Source organism: Hydrogenophaga sp., assembly GCF_051858985.1.
Lineage (GTDB): Bacteria > Pseudomonadota > Gammaproteobacteria > Burkholderiales > Burkholderiaceae_C > Hydrogenophaga.
In genome coordinates this window covers 157,960-172,595 of sequence record NZ_JBHYGM010000001.1, presented here as the reverse complement: position 1 = coordinate 172,595, position 14,636 = coordinate 157,960, and the positions used below count along the sequence as shown (strand labels likewise).

Sequence of the window (14,636 nt, the reverse complement as noted above, 5' to 3'; positions counted from 1 at the left end):
CTGGAGTCGCAGATGAACCCTGTGGACGAAGCAACACCACCGTCGGGCCTGCCCGCGCTGCCGCAAGGGCGCATGGAAGGGCATGCGCTGTTTGTGGATGTGGTGCGCCAGGCGCTGGCCACGGCCGCAGCAGAAGGCTGGTCTCGAATCGTGCTGTGCGATGTGGATTTCGCCGACTGGCCGCTGGGCGAGCGCGAGGTGGTGGCCTCGCTGCACGATTGGTCGGCACGCGGTCGCACACTGCAGTTGATCGCAAGGGACTACCGTGATTTGCGCGAGCGCCACCCGCGCTTTGTGCAGTGGCGCGTGACGTGGTCTCACCTGGTGGAAGCGCATGCCTGCGCGAACGCCGCACTGGGCGAACTGCCCAGCGCGGTGTGGTCACCCGGCTGGACGATGGAGCGACTGGATCCGGCCCGCGGCACGCTGCTGGCCAGCCACGACGCAGCGCGCCGCGTGGCGCTGCGGGAGCGGCTGAACCTGTGGTGGCAGAAGGGGACGCCAGCCTTCCCGGCGTCGACCCTCGGCCTCTGACGACTTACTTGAGGTCGTCGGCCAGCAGTTGGGCGATGCGCTGGGCGTTGGCCGAGCCGTCGGCCCTGCCCTGGCCATCGAGCACGGACACCGTGGTCTTGTTCTCGACGCTGCGCACCACCACACGGTAGCGAGCTGCACTGGCTTCGGGCGTCGAAGCGCCAAAGATGCGGCTGATGAAGCCCGGTTTCGTGGTGGTGACCGGTTCAACGTATCGGACAAAGTACGTGCCCTGGCTGCGGTCGCGGTCTTCCACCGTGAAGCCTGTGCGATCCAGCGACAGGCCCACACGCCGCCAGGCGCGGTCGAAGTTGTCGTCGAACTGCACGACCGGAGCGTTGTTGACCATGGTCATGCGGGCCGCGGCTTGCACCGGCGCCGTGGCGGTCACGGCCTTGGCCTGCGCTTCGCTCACGCCGAGCTTGATCATCATGCGGCGCAGGAATTCGGTTTCCAGTTCCACATCGGCCGGACGCGGCTGCCAGACCGTCTGGTCCTTCTCGGTGTTGGAGTAGACCTCCACCATGCCGCGGTGGCTGACGTAGATCTCCGTGCCACCGGCCGGATTGCGCTCCAGGCGGGTGCGGAACTTGTCGCGTTCGCCGGTCGAATACGCGCTGTCGAAAATCCTGCCGATGGTCGAGCGGATGAAATCCTGCGGCAGCTTGGCGCGGTTCTCGGCCCAGTCGGTTTCCATGATGCCCAGCGATTCCTGGTCGACTTCCAGCAGGAAGCCGTTCTCCTGCCAGAAATCGCGCACCGGACTCCAGAGCTTGTCGGCCGGGCGGTCGACCACCAGCCAGCGCTGCGTGCCAGCGCGCTCGATGCGCACGTCACCGACCGTCACGGTTGCGGTGCCCGTTCCAGCCGCAGCCGGCTGGGCCGACTGATAGCCGCTGGCCGTCACCACCGAGCCCGGGACGTTGTAGCGCGAATCGCGGCTGAGCTGCGTCAGGTCCGGCGGCACGTCCAGCGTGCTGCCGCGCGCGGCGCCCTTGTAGTCGATCTTGTCTTCCTGGAAGACGGAGCAGCCCGAGACCACGAGCGCAGCGATCGCCAAGGCGCTCAGGCGCACCGGCAGGCTGGAGGCGGAGCGAGACGGGCTCATCCGGGTGGAGGGGGTCGTGTTCGGTTGGCGGATGGACATGGAGGGGACTTGTTGGGGACGGGTGGAATCGACGAAGGCGAGCGGGCCGGATCAGGCCAGCAAGCCGCTTTCTTTGAGAGCGCCCTCGACCAGCGGCACGAGGTTTCGCGACATGGGCGTCATGGGCAGGCGCAGGGTTTCCTTGCAGAGACCCAGGCGCGACATGGCCCACTTGAGCGGGATCGGATTGGCTTCGACGAACAGGTTCTTGTGCACGGGCAGCAACTGGAACTGGATTTCCATCGCGCGCTTCACGTCACCCGCCACGGCTGCCACACACAGTTCGTGCATCAGGCGCGGCGCGATGTTGGCGGTGACGCTGACATTGCCCTGGCCACCACACAGCATGAGCGCCACAGCGGTGGGGTCGTCTCCGGAGTACACCGCAAAACCCTTCGGCACTTCGCGGATCAACCACTGCGCGCGCTCGATGTTGCCGGTGGCCTCCTTGATGCCGACGATACCGGGCACTTGCGCCAGGCGCAGCACGGTGTCATGGTGCATGTCGCCCACGGTGCGGCCCGGCACGTTGTAGAGGATGGTGGGCAGGTCGCCCACGGCTTCGGCAATGGCCTTGAAGTGCTGGTACTGGCCTTCCTGAGTCGGCTTGTTGTAGTAGGGCACCACCTGCAGCTGGCAGTCGGCACCGACACTGCGGGCGAAGCGCGCGAGTTCGATGGCCTCGGCGGTGGAGTTCGCGCCGCAGCCGGCCATGATGGGCACGCGTTTGTCGCCATGGGTGCGCGCCTGTTCCACCGAGACGCGGATGATCTCGCAGTGCTCTTCCACCGTGACGGTGGGGGATTCGCCCGTGGTGCCGACCACGCCGATGCAGTCGGTGCCTTCGGTGATGTGCCAGTCGATCAGTTTGCGCAGGGTGGGATAGTCCACGCTGCCGTCTTCCTGCATGGGCGTGACCAGGGCGACGATGCTGCCGGTGATGGGTGTCATGTTCGGGGTCCGATGGAGGGCGACGGGTGCGCCCTTTTCAGCAGGGCGCGCAACCGGCGCGCGAATCACGCATTCTACCCAGTGGGATCCAGTGGGTACCTTGGGGGGGAGCCTGGGTGGGCGGGACGTTTTCGGACCGCGGCAATGCGCTGAACGAAGCGTTCGGGGCGGTCGCAGAACCCGTCTTCGAACGCCACCACCCTGAGGTCCCTGCAGACGTCCAGAAGTTCACCGCTTTGCAGGAGAAAGTCCGGCCTCGAGGGCTTGCCCACACTTTCGTTGCCGCTGGCGAAGGTCTCGTAAATCAGCACACCGCCTTCTGACACGCTGTCCAACAGCGTCGGCAACAGGGGGCGCCAGAGGTAGTTGGTCACCACCACGGCGCCGAAGGATTCGCCCTCGAAAGGCCACGGACCCTGCTCGATGTCGGCCTGCACCGTCCGTCCGACGCCTGCCACGGCTGCGATGGCCTCGGGTGACCGGTCCACCCCCGTGACCGGATGACCGCATGCGGCGAACCAGCGCAGGTGCCGCCCGTGGCCGCAGGCCACGTCCAGCACGCTGCCGCCGGCCGGCACCAGATGCGCCCAGCGTCGCACCCAGGCCGACGGGGCCTCGGTGCCGTGCATCAGAAGCAGCTCCAGATCTGGTCGGCGAGGTTGACGAGGAAATCGGGCCGCTGGTAGAGCGCCAGCGTGGCCAGCAGGCCCGCAGCGACCGCGGTCCAGACCAGCGCCCGCAGCGCGAGGGGCTTCACGCGACCGCCCTTACGCCTTGCGGGGCGCGCACGATCGGCGACTCGCGCACCGGCAGGTTGACCAGACCGGCGAAGACCCCGAGCGCGATGGACAGGTACCACACGATGTCGTAGCTGCCAGTGCGGTCGTACAGCACGCCACCGAGCCAGACGCCCATGAAGCTGCCGATCTGGTGGCTGAAGAAAACGAAACCGCTGAGCATGGACATGTGGGCCACACCGAAGATCTGCGCGAGAACCGCGTTGGTCGGCGGGATGGTGGAGAGCCACAGCACGCCCATGACGCTGGCGAACACGTACACGCTGGCGGGCGTGAGCGGCACGATCAGGAACACCGAAATGGCGGCCGCCCGAGCGAAGTAGATGAACGCGAGGATGTGGCGCTTGGCCAGGCGCTGTCCCAGCGCGCCCGCCGCATAGGTGCCGACCACGTTGAACAGGCCGATCAGCGCCAGGGCATAGCTGGCGACCTGGGGCGACAGACCGTTGTCCTTGAGGTAGCTGGGCATGTGAACGCCGATGAACACCACCTGGAAGCCGCAGACGAAATAGCCTGCCATGAGCAACTGGAAGCTGCGGTAGCGGAAGGCTTCGCGCAGTGCCTGCGCGATGGTCTGGTCGCGCCTGGGGGCCTCGCCCGCGGCAAAGCCAGGTTCCCGCAGTCCCAGTGCCAGCGGAATGATGAGCAGCAGCAGCACGCCCAGGAAGAGCAGGGCCTGCTGCCAGCCCACGTTGCTGATCAGCCAGCCTTCCACGGGGACCATGAGGAACTGGCCGAACGAGCCGGCCGCCGCCGCAACACCCATGGCCCAGGAGCGCTTTTCCGCGGGCATCTGGCGACCGATCACGCCGTAGATCACCGCGTAGGTGGTGCCGGCTTGCGCAGCGCCGATGAGCACGCCCGTGGTGAGCGCGAACATGAGCGAACTGGTGCTGAGCGCCATGCCGGCCATGCCCAGCGCGTACAGCACCGCGCCACCTGCCAGCACACGGAAGGCGCCAAAGCGGTCGGCGGCCATGCCGGCAAAGATGCCGAACAGGCCCCAGGAAAGGTTCTGGACCGCCAGGGCGAACGAGAAGGTCTCGCGCGTCCACCCCTGGGCCTGGGTGATGGGCTGCAGCCACAGGCCGAAGCCGTGCCGCACCCCCATGGACAGGGTGACGATGAGGGCGCCGCAGGCCAGCACCTGCAGGGCGGACAGGCGTGGAGCCTGCGGGGAGGTCGTGAGGGGCGCGGAGGACATCCGGGAAATGTAGCGAAGATGCCGCCTTTGTGCCGGACGCGCCTTTGACATCGGACGGCGGGATTGATGACGCGGACGCATGGATCGTCCGTGCCACTGAGGAATCTGTAAATGCATACAGTGATTCTGGGTGGGCGCGCATACAATCCGCCCCCATGGCGACCCAAACCCCCCACGAATACTCCGAGGGCTCGATCCGTGTCCTCAAGGGCCTCGAGCCCGTCAAGCAGCGCCCGGGCATGTACACCCGGACCGACAACTCGCTGCACATCATTCAGGAAGTGCTCGACAACGCGGCCGACGAGGCCCTGGCCGGACACGGCAAGAAGATCAAGGTCACGCTGCACTCGGACCATTCCGTCAGCGTGGAAGACGATGGCCGCGGTATTCCGTTCGGTCTGCACCCGGAGGAAAAGGCGCCGGTGGTCGAACTGGTGTTCACGCGTCTGCACGCGGGCGGCAAGTTCGACAAGGGCAAGGGCGGGGCCTACAGCTTCTCGGGCGGCCTGCACGGCGTGGGCGTGAGCGTCACCAATGCGCTTTCCACCCGGCTGGAGGTCACGAGTTACCGAGAAGGCCAGGTGGCCAGGCTGGCCTTCTCGGCCGGCGACGTGATCGAGCCGCTGGTGCTGACGCCCCGGGGCGAGGCCGACCGCAAGCAGGGCACCACGGTGCGCGCCTGGCCCGACGCGAAATATTTCGAGTCCGCCGCGCTGCCCATGGCCGAACTCACGCACCTGCTGCGCAGCAAGGCGGTGCTGATGCCGGGCGTGACCGTGACGCTGGTGAACGAAAAGACCAGGGATACGCAGACCTGGCTCTACAAGGGCGGCCTGCGCGACTACCTTCAGCAGACCCTGACCGGCGACCCGGTGATCCCGTTGTTCGAAGGCGAAGGCTTCGCGGACAGCGGTCACGACAGCTTTGCCGAGGGTGAAGGCGCCGCCTGGTGCGTGGCCTTCACCGAAGACGGCCAGCCCGTGCGCGAGAGTTACGTCAACCTGATCCCCACCAGCGCGGGCGGCACGCACGAAAGCGGCCTGAGGGACGGCCTGTTCCAGGCGGTCAAGGGCTTCATCGAATTGCACGCGCTGCTGCCCAAGGGCGTGAAGCTGCTGCCCGAAGACGTGTTCGCGCGCGCCAGCTACGTGCTCTCTGCCAAGGTGCTGGACCCTCAGTTCCAGGGGCAGATCAAGGAACGCCTGAATTCGCGCGATGCGGTGCGGCTGGTCGGCAGCTTCGTGCGCCCTGCGCTCGAACTCTGGCTCAACCAGCACGTGGACTACGGCAGGAAGCTGGCCGAACTGGCCATCAAGGCCGCGCAGTTCCGCCAGAAGGCGGGCCAGAAGGTCGAGAAGCGCAAGGGCTCCGGCGTGGCCGTGCTGCCCGGCAAGCTCACCGACTGCGAAAGCAAGGACCTGGCACACAACGAGGTGTTCCTGGTCGAGGGCGATTCGGCCGGCGGCAGCGCCAAGATGGGCCGCGACAAGGAAAGCCAGGCGGTGCTGCCGCTTCGCGGCAAGGTGCTCAACACCTGGGAAGTCGAGCGGGACCGCCTGTTCGCCAACACCGAGATCCACGACATCGCGGTGGCCATTGGCGTCGACCCGCACGGGCCGAACGACACGCCCGACCTTTCCGGCCTGCGCTACGGCAAGGTCTGCATCCTGAGCGACGCCGACGTGGACGGTTCGCACATTCAGGTCTTGCTGCTCACCCTGTTCTTTCGCCACTTTCCCAAGCTCATCGAGGCGGGCCACGTGTTCGTGGCGCGCCCGCCGCTGTTCCGCGTGGACATTCCCGCCCGCGGCAAGAAGCCGGCCGCCAAGCAGTACGCGCTGGACGAAGGCGAGCTGCACGCCATCCTGGACAAGTGCGCCAAGGACGGCGTGCCGCGGGACAAATGCCAGATCAGCCGCTTCAAGGGCCTGGGCGAGATGAGCGCCGAGCAATTGTGGGACACCACCCTCAACCCCGACACGCGACGCCTCATGCCCGTGGTGCTGGGCGCGATCGACTTCGCCGGCACCGAAGCCCTCATCACCAAGCTCATGGGCAAGGGCGAAGCCGCCTCGCGCCGTGAGTTGATGGAGTTGCACGGCGACTCCGTGGAGATAGACATCTAGTTGAACTCCCCCCGCGCCGCTTCGCGTCACCCCTCAGGGGCGACACTGGCAGACCGGCAAAGCCGGATCTGCGGTGTCCTTGACCGAATCACTGCCTTGAACGAAGAACTGAGTTGCAATGACTGAAACTCCTGAACTGCCCTTGTCCGATCCGGACGACGGCTTGAACCTCGCGAACTACGCCCAGCGCGCGTATCTGGAATACGCGCTGTCGGTCGTCAAGGGCCGCGCGCTGCCCGACGTGTGCGATGGGCAGAAGCCGGTGCAGCGGCGCATCCTCTACAGCATGGACCGCATGGGGCTGGGCTTTTCCGGTCCCAACAACAACACGGCAGCGCGCCCGGTGAAAAGCGCGCGCGTGGTGGGCGACGTGCTCGGCCGATTCCACCCGCACGGCGACCAGGCGGCTTACGACGCGCTGGTCCGCATGGCGCAGGACTTCGCGCAGCGCTACCCGCTGATCGACGGGCAGGGCAACTTTGGCTCGCGCGATGGCGACGGCGCAGCGGCCATGCGCTACACCGAAGCGCGGCTGGCGAAGATCACCACGCTGTTGCTCGACGAGATCGACGAAGGCACGGTGGACTTCGTGCCCAACTACGACGGCTCCACGGTGGAGCCCAGGCAGTTGCCCGCGCGCCTGCCGTTCAACCTGCTCAACGGCGCCAGCGGCATTGCCGTGGGTCTGGCGACCGAGATACCCAGCCACAACCTGCGCGAGGTGGCCGACGCCTGCGTGGCGCTGATCAAGACCCCCAAGCTGTCGGACGACGAACTCTTCGCGATCCTTCCCGGGCCGGACTACCCCGGCGGCGGCCAGATCATCAGCCCGGCCGGGGACATCGCCGATGCCTACCGCACGGGGCGAGGCAGCCTCAAGGTGCGCGCGCGCTGGAAGATCGAAGACCTCGCACGCGGCCAGTGGCAACTGGTGGTCACCGAGCTGCCGCCGGGCGTGAGCACGCAACGCGTGCTGGAAGAAATCGAGGAACTCACCAACCCCAAGGTGAAGGCCGGCAAGAAGGCGCTGTCGCAGGAGCAGACGCAGCTCAAGGCCAGCATCCTCATGGTGCTCGACGGCGTGCGCGACGAATCGAGCAAGGACGCACCGGTGCGCCTGGTGTTCGAGCCCAAGAGCAGCCGCATCGAGCAGCAGGAACTCATCACCGCGCTGCTCGCGCACACCAGCCTGGAAACCTCGGCCCCGATCAACCTCACCATGGTGGGACTGGACGGCCGGCCGACGCAGAAGTCGCTTCGGCAGATACTCACCGAGTGGATCGAGTTCCGCCAATCCACCATCACGCGCCGCTCGCAGCACCGCCTGACCAAGGTGCTGGACCGCATTCACATCCTCGAAGGTCGGCAGCTTGTGCTGCTCAACATCGACGAGGTGATCGCCATCATCCGGCAGAGCGACGAGCCCAAGGCCGCGTTGATCGAGCGCTTCAGGCTCAGCGACCGGCAGGCCGAAGACATCCTTGAAATCCGCCTGCGCCAGCTTGCGCGGCTCGAAGCCATCAAGATCGAACAGGAACTCAAGTCGCTCAAGGAGGAGCAGGGCAAGCTCGAAGACATCCTGGCCAACCCGGGCAGCCTGAAGCGCCTGATGGTCAAGGAAATCGAAGCCGATGCGAAGACTTTCGCCGATGCGCGCCGCACCCTGATCCAGACCGAGAAGAAGGCTGTGGCCGAGATCAAGGTGGTGGACGAACCGGTGACGGTGGTGGTCTCCAGCAAGGGCTGGGTGCGCGCGCGCACCGGCCATGGCCACGAGGCCGGCAGCTTCGCCTTCAAGGCCGGCGATGGTCTGTATGGCACCTTCGAGTGCCGCACGGTGGACACGCTCATCACCTTCGGCAGCAATGGCCGTGTGTACTCCGTGCCCGTGGCGAGCCTGCCCGGTGCGCGCGGCGATGGCCAGCCCATCACCACGCTCATCGAACTGGAAACCGGGACACAGCCTCTGCACTACTTCGCTGGCCCCGCCAACGCCGCGCTGTTGCTCAGCAACAGCGGGGGCTACGGCTTCCTGGCCACCGTGGAGAACATGGTTTCGCGCCAGCGCGGCGGCAAGACCTTCCTCAACCTTGGCGAGGGCGAGACGCCCTGCGCGCCGTCGCACGCGGCGTTCACGTCCGGCTCGTTGGCACTGGTGCCCGCCACGCACGTGTGCTGTGCCTCCACCGGTGGGCGCATCCTCACCTTCGAGATCAGCGAACTCAAGATGATGGAGAAGGGTGGTCGCGGCCTCATGTTGCTCGACCTGGAACCCAAGGACACGCTGGCCGGCGCGGCCGCCTATACGCGCAGCGTGAAGATCGAAGGCATCGGTCGTGGTGGCAAGGAACGCGACGAAACGCTGGAGATCCGCAGCCTGAACAACGCCCGCGCAGCGCGTGCCCGCAAAGGGAAGGCGGCCGACCTGGGGTTCAAACCCAACCGGATCACCCGGGTGGAGTAGGGCTGCTCCATGGCGCGCTCGCCCACGCTGGCCGATCTGCGCCGCTACGCGATCGCGCGCAGCCTGTTCAAGCCCGTCACCCTGCCGGCTGCGATTCGCCGGCTGGGCTTCGTTCAGGCCGATCCCATGCGCGCACCGGCCCGTGCGCAGGACCTGATCCTTTTCCAGCGCGTGCGTGGTTACAGGGCGGGCGATCTGGCGCGTCGATACGAGCGGCTGGGCATCGAGGAAGACGCCTTCGTCAACTACGGCTTCATGCCTCGCGCGATGCAGGCCATGCTGCATCCGCGCACGCCGCGTCGCCCCTGGGACGCGCTCACCATGGACCGCGCACAGGAGGTGCTGGCGTTCGTGCAGGCGCGCGGCGCGGTGCATCCGCGCGAGGTGGGCGAGGCCTTTGCTCACCACGGACGCATCGCTGGATACTGGGGCGGCGAACTCAATGCCAGCACCCGCCTGCTCGAACACATGCACCACCACGGCTGGCTGCGCGTGCGCCGTCGGGAAGCGGGCACGCGGATCTACGAGGCGATGCGCCACGTCGAACAGGACGACAGTCCCGCAGCGCGCCGGGCGCGTGCCGAGGCATTGGTCGATGCCATCGTGGCGCTGTATGCGCCCATCCCTTCGCCCAGCCTGGGTTATCTGGTGACGCTCCTGCGCTATGGGGCGCCGCATCTGACGGTGGAAACGCGGGCGGCGGCGAGGGCAGCGCGCGAACGCTACAACCACGCCGTGGTCGATGGCACCAGCTGGTTCTGGCCCGCGGACGAAAACCCGGCTTCCCGCCGCCACCAGCCCGGCGAAGGTCTTCGGCTGCTGGCGCCCTTCGACCCCGTGGTGTGGGACCGGCGGCGTTTTGCCATGCTGTGGGACTGGACCTACCGGTTCGAAGCCTATGTGCCGGCCCCCAAGCGCACCATGGGCCACTACGCCTTGCCCGTGCTGTGGGGAGAAGACATGGTGGGCTGGGCCAACCTGCGCATGGAACGCGGGCGCTTGTCACACCAGTTGGGATTTGCAGTCAAACGGCCGAAAGGCCCTGGGTTCCAGCGCGCGCTCGATGATGAACTGGCGCGCTTCCAGATCTTCCTCACCCAGGAGACTTGAGCATGGACAACGGCGAATGGATCGGCTTGGTGGTGGCAGCGCTGGTGGCGGCGCTGTCGTTCGGTGTGGCGCGCTGGGCCGTGCGCCACTTCGCTCGCCGACGCGCGGCCAAGGAAGTGGCGGTGGCCCAGGCCCATCAGAGCCGTCAGGTGCGGCGGGCGAACGAGCGCCGCAGGAAGTGAATTCCTAGGCCAGCTCTGCGATCAGCTCGATCTCCACACAGGCGCCCATCGGCAACTGCGCCACCCCAAAGGCGCTGCGCGCATGGGCGCCCACCGGTCCGAACACCTGACCGATCAGTTCGCTGCAGCCGTTGGTGACGAGGTGCTGTTCGGTGTAGGTGGCGGTGGAGTTGACCAGGCTGAGCACCTTGACGACGCGCTTGACGTCGTCCAGCGTCTTGCCGGCGGCGAGACACGCGGCCGAGAGTGTGCCCATGAGGTCGATCGCCACGGCGCGCGCAGCGGCCTTGCCTTCATCGGTGGTCATGGTCAGGCCGAGCTGGCCGACCCAGGGCTTGCCGTCCTTCCGGGCGATGTGGCCGCTCAGAAAGATCAGGTTGCCCGTCTGCACGAAGGGCACGTAGGCAGCGGCGGGTACGGAGACGGGAGGCAGGGTGATGCCGAGGCTCTTGAGCTGGTCGTGAACGGACATGGGAGACTCCTGAAGAATGAGCGGGCCATTCTATCGGCGCAGCGCCAGACTTCAGGCAGGCGTGATCGAAGCGAGTTCGGCGAGTTCGTCGGGTGGTGCGACAGTGACCGCGACCGACAGCGTGTGGCGCGCGCCGCTCTGGATCACGCCGCGCATGGGCGAGACGTCGCCGAAGTCGCGCCCCGTGGCCAGCGTCACGTAGTCCTCGCCGGGGCTGCCCCAGCCGCAGCGGTTGTTGGTCGGGTCGAAGTCGAACCATGATCCGCCAGCCGGGGACTCGTCTTCTTGCTCGGTGAGCAGTGGCACATACACCGACACCCAGGCGTGAGAGGCGTCTGCACCGATCAGTCGGGGCCGCCCGGGCGGCGGGCGCGTGAGCAGGTAGCCGCTCACGTAGCGGGCGGGCAGGCCCAGGCTGCGCAGGCAGCCGATCATGATGTGCGCGAAGTCCTGGCACACGCCCTTGCGCTGTGCCAGCGCGTCGACCGCCGGCGTGTTCACTTCGGTGCTGTCGGTCTCGTAGGTCAGTTCGGTGTGGATGTGTTCCATCAGCGCGCGCGCGGCTTCCAGCGCGGGCAGCCCAGGCTTGACGACAGGGCGCGCGAAATCCGAGAAATGATCATCGCGTGGCGCGTAGGGCGAGGGAAACAGGAACTCGCTCGCGGGATCGAATGGTGCCATCGCACGGTAGCGGAAATGCTCGCGCACACGCTCCCAGCTCATGGCGCGCCAGGGCTGTCCCAGCGGCAGCGGTTCGGGTGCGTGCGTGCTCACCACACTGTCGGCCTCCACCGTCAGCACGGCGTGGTGGGCCTGCAAGGAGAAGAAGGTGCGCTGGTTGCCGAACACGTCGGTGGTGTGGCTGCGTGCGGCGGGTTCGGGGTCGATGCGCAGTTCGTGTTGCAACACCTGCTGCGTCGGCGTGTCCACCGGCCGCAGGTGCACCATGTGCTGCGCGAGGTCGATCGCGGCGTGGTAGCGGTAGCGGGTGCGGTGGAGGATTCTCAACAGCATGTCAAGCACCGAGCGATTGATTGCGCTGGTCCGCATGACTGAAATGCAGTCGTGTGAGCTCGTTGGACAGATCAACCGCTGCGGCCTCGCATTCTTCCAGCAACGTGGTCAGGTCGCTCCAGGTGCGCAGGCCATCGGGGCTGCGCTGCCAGTTGCTCAGGTCGGGCAGCACCCAGGTGTCGGGGTTGGGCAGGCTGCGCGCCAGTACCGCATCTTGCGGCGTGGCGCTCTGGGCCAGCTTGGCCAGGCGCGAGCGCAGCGTGTGCACCACCCAGGCGAGCGAGCGCGGGTTGTCGCGGTCCATCACCAGCAGGTCGATCAGTGCCACCATGTCGCGACGCTGCTGGTACTGGGCGTGGAAGGTGATGGTGCTGTCGAACAGGGCCACCACCGCTTCGAAGCCGGCGGCGTCGTGCACGCATCGGTGCTCCAGACCCAGCGCGAGCGCGCGCGAAAGCGTGATCAGCCGCTCGATGTGACGACCCATGGAGAGCATTCGCCAGCCGTCGTCGCGCACCATGCGGTCGGTCTGCGAGCCCGTGATGGCCGCCAGCAGCTCGCTCGCGTTCTGCAGTGCGGTCAGCGCCTCGGCGATGGCGTATTCGGCGTCGGTGGACAGGGCCGCGCAATCGTGCGCAAACGCGGATTCCACGCGTTCGATGAGGTTCCAGTGTTCCTGCGACAGGCGTTCGCGCACCTGCGAGGCCGACAGCTTGAGCGCACGAAGGTTGAAGCCCACGCTGAGCGCCTGCAGTTCCATGGGCGTGTCGGGATGGGGCGAGAGCGACGCGATCAGGCTGCGTGCGAACACGCGCGGCGAGAGCGTGGCCGCGGGCACGTCGGGCAGCACCAGCGCGTGCTCGCGTGCGGTGTCGGACAGCCAGGCCATGAGCGGGCGGGAGCTCGGCTCCTCGCCGCCCAGGTGCGACAGCGCGATCTGCGCCAGGCGGATGGTGTTCTCTGCGCGCTCGGTGTAGCGACCCAGCCAGAACAGGTTCTCGGCCGCGCGGCTGGTCACGGGCTGCTTCTGCAGGGCCATGGAGAGCGTGCTGGGTGCGGTCTGTAGCAGGCTGGTGTGGTCCACCGCCCCGTTGGTGACGACCCAGCAGTCGGCGCTGCTGCCACCGCGCTGCATGGCTGCGATCAGTTCGCCGCGCGGCGCCAGTCGCACGAGACCGCCGGGCAGCACGCACCAGGATTTCGGTCCGTTGGCGAGCGCGAACACGCGCAGCATCGCCGACCGCGGAATCAGGCGCTCGCCCGACCAGGTGGGCGTCTGCGACAGCGGCAGCCACGACTGCACGGTGTAGTTGTCGGGGTGGCGCGCCATGCGTCCCGACCATTCGTCCAGCTGCCGTTCGCCCAGGCTCTGGCCCATCACCGTCTCCAGTTCCGAGCGTGGGTAGGTGGGCTTGATCACGCTGTCCTTGAGCAGCGGGAGCACTTCGCGCAGTGCGGCGTCTTCGCCGCACCACCAGGTGGCCAGCGACGGCATGCTGAGTTCTTCCCCGAGCAGGTGGCGGCTGATGGCCGGCAGGAAGCCCAGCAGTGCGCTCGATTCCAGCGGCGCCGACCCGGGCGCATTCGCCAGCAGAAGGTTGCCCGCCCGCAGCACCTGCAGCAGGCCGGGCACGCCCAGGCGGGAATCCGACCTGAGTTCCAGCGGATCCAGCCACTCGTCGTCCAGCCGCTTGATGAGCGCGTGCACCGGTTCCAGGCCGCCGAGCGTCTTGAGGAACAGGCGCTGGTCCCGCACCGTGAGGTCATTGCCCTCCACCAGCGTCAGACCCAGGTAGCGCGCCAGGTAGGCGTGCTCGAAATAGGTTTCGTTGTACGGCCCGGGCGTGAGCAGCGCGATGCGCGCGTTCTCGCCCTCGGGCGCCATGCGCTTGATGCCGTCCATCAGCGCGCGGTAGCTGGCCGCCAGGCGCTGCACTTTCATGCCGGCGAAGGCCTTGGGGAACTGGCGGGAAATCGCGATGCGGTTCTCCAGCAGGTAGCCCAGGCCTGAGGGCGCCTGCGTGCGCTGGCCCACCACCCACCACTGGCCGTCCGGGCCTTGCGCCAGGTCGAAGCCCACGATGTGCAGCCAGGTGTCACCTGGCGGCCGCACGCCCTGCATCGCCCTCAGGTAGCCCGGATGGCCCTGCACCAGCGCGGCCGGCAGCAGCGCGCGCTTGAGCAGTTCGCGCTCGCCGTACAGGTCGGCCATCATGGCGTTGAGCAGGCGCGTGCGCTGCAGCACGCCGGCTTCGATGCGGGCCCAGTCCTGCGGGTCGATGATCTTGGGGAAGAGGTCCAGCGCCCAGGGTCGCTCCAGGCCGCGCGCCTTGTCGGCGTACACGTTGTAGGTGACGCCGTTGTCGCGGATCTGCCGCTGCAGGTTCTCGCTGCGCCGGTTCAGGTCGGCGAAGCCGTCGGTGCCGATGTGCTCGAAGAAACGGGCCCAGGTGGGCGCAAGCCCAGGCACCTCCGCCGCAGCGCCCGCACGCAGCTCGTCGCGGTGGCCGGCGTCGGCGGGCACCGCGAGCGAGAGCGCCAGATCGCCGGGGGCGTCCGGACGCAGCCCGTCAAAGAGGGATTCGGTCGGTTCGGGATTCACTGCTCCCGAGTATGCCCGCGCAGGTGCTCGGGG

13 protein-coding genes are annotated in these 14,636 nt (G+C 67.4%); 5 read left to right on the top strand and 8 right to left on the bottom strand.

The genetic code is table 11. The features are described from left to right. Positions 1 to 12 precede the first annotated feature (12 nt). Positions 13 to 534 carry a hypothetical protein gene (locus ACTIEY_RS00810; protein WP_439517245.1) on the top strand — a complete coding sequence of 174 codons (522 nt, stop codon included), beginning with the start codon at positions 13 to 15 and terminating at the stop codon, positions 532 to 534. Between the two features lie 4 nt (positions 535 to 538). On the opposite strand, the gene bamC is transcribed toward ACTIEY_RS00810, so the two are convergent. The 5 genes from bamC to ACTIEY_RS00785 all read right to left on the bottom strand — a co-directional run bounded on the left by bamC (position 539) and on the right by ACTIEY_RS00785 (position 4,633). Beyond that, the gene (bamC, locus tag ACTIEY_RS00805; protein WP_439518249.1) at positions 539 to 1,642 is read right to left on the bottom strand and encodes an outer membrane protein assembly factor BamC; all 1,104 of its coding nucleotides are present in this window, start codon (positions 1,640 to 1,642) and stop codon (positions 539 to 541) included. 90 nt (positions 1,643 to 1,732) lie between these two features. Next, positions 1,733 to 2,632, bottom strand: coding sequence for a 4-hydroxy-tetrahydrodipicolinate synthase (gene dapA, locus ACTIEY_RS00800; protein WP_439517244.1), 900 nt, complete (start codon positions 2,630 to 2,632; stop codon positions 1,733 to 1,735). A gap of 74 nt (positions 2,633 to 2,706) precedes the next feature. After that, positions 2,707 to 3,261, bottom strand: a complete 555-nt coding sequence (locus ACTIEY_RS00795; RefSeq protein ID WP_439517243.1) for a class I SAM-dependent methyltransferase — start codon at positions 3,259 to 3,261, stop codon at positions 2,707 to 2,709. Continuing rightward, a complete protein-coding gene (locus tag ACTIEY_RS00790; RefSeq protein WP_439517242.1) occupies positions 3,261 to 3,389 on the bottom strand; it encodes a hypothetical protein in 129 nt (42 codons plus the stop codon). The genes ACTIEY_RS00795 and ACTIEY_RS00790 overlap by 1 nt, the downstream gene beginning before the upstream one ends. After that, complete coding sequence (locus ACTIEY_RS00785) at positions 3,386 to 4,633, bottom strand: MFS transporter (RefSeq protein WP_439517241.1); 1,248 nt, start codon at positions 4,631 to 4,633, stop codon at positions 3,386 to 3,388. Before ACTIEY_RS00785 ends, ACTIEY_RS00790 begins: the two co-directional genes overlap by 4 nt. A 155-nt stretch (positions 4,634 to 4,788) precedes the next feature. Here ACTIEY_RS00785 and ACTIEY_RS00780 point away from each other — a divergent pair, with 155 nt between their 5' ends. The 4 genes from ACTIEY_RS00780 (at position 4,789) to ACTIEY_RS00765 (ending at position 10,515) form a co-directional block, all read left to right on the top strand. Then, complete coding sequence (locus ACTIEY_RS00780) at positions 4,789 to 6,759, top strand: DNA topoisomerase IV subunit B (protein WP_439517240.1); 1,971 nt, start codon at positions 4,789 to 4,791, stop codon at positions 6,757 to 6,759. 118 nt (positions 6,760 to 6,877) lie between these two features. Beyond that, positions 6,878 to 9,223: a DNA topoisomerase IV subunit A gene (parC, locus tag ACTIEY_RS00775; protein WP_439517239.1), complete on the top strand. Its 2,346-nt coding sequence runs from the start codon at positions 6,878 to 6,880 to the stop codon at positions 9,221 to 9,223. Positions 9,224 to 9,232: 9 nt separating this feature from the next. After that, on the top strand, positions 9,233 to 10,333 hold the full coding sequence (locus tag ACTIEY_RS00770; RefSeq protein WP_439517238.1) for a DNA glycosylase AlkZ-like family protein: 1,101 nt from the start codon (positions 9,233 to 9,235) through the stop codon (positions 10,331 to 10,333). A gap of 2 nt (positions 10,334 to 10,335) precedes the next feature. Next, positions 10,336 to 10,515 carry a hypothetical protein gene (locus tag ACTIEY_RS00765; protein WP_439517237.1) on the top strand — a complete coding sequence of 60 codons (180 nt, stop codon included), beginning with the start codon at positions 10,336 to 10,338 and terminating at the stop codon, positions 10,513 to 10,515. 4 nt (positions 10,516 to 10,519) lie between these two features. Here ACTIEY_RS00765 and ACTIEY_RS00760 read toward each other — a convergent pair whose 3' ends face one another. The 3 genes from ACTIEY_RS00760 to ACTIEY_RS00750 are packed head-to-tail and all read right to left on the bottom strand — an operon-like array spanning position 10,520 to position 14,603. Next, positions 10,520 to 10,987 carry a RidA family protein gene (locus tag ACTIEY_RS00760; protein ID WP_439517236.1) on the bottom strand — a complete coding sequence of 156 codons (468 nt, stop codon included), beginning with the start codon at positions 10,985 to 10,987 and terminating at the stop codon, positions 10,520 to 10,522. A 51-nt stretch (positions 10,988 to 11,038) separates the two neighbouring features. Then, positions 11,039 to 12,001 carry a transglutaminase family protein gene (locus tag ACTIEY_RS00755; RefSeq protein ID WP_439517235.1) on the bottom strand — a complete coding sequence of 321 codons (963 nt, stop codon included), beginning with the start codon at positions 11,999 to 12,001 and terminating at the stop codon, positions 11,039 to 11,041. Between the two features lies 1 nt (position 12,002). After that, entirely contained in the window at positions 12,003 to 14,603 is a 2,601-nt protein-coding gene (locus ACTIEY_RS00750) for a circularly permuted type 2 ATP-grasp protein (RefSeq protein WP_439517234.1), read from the bottom strand. Positions 14,604 to 14,636: the final 33 nt, after the last annotated feature.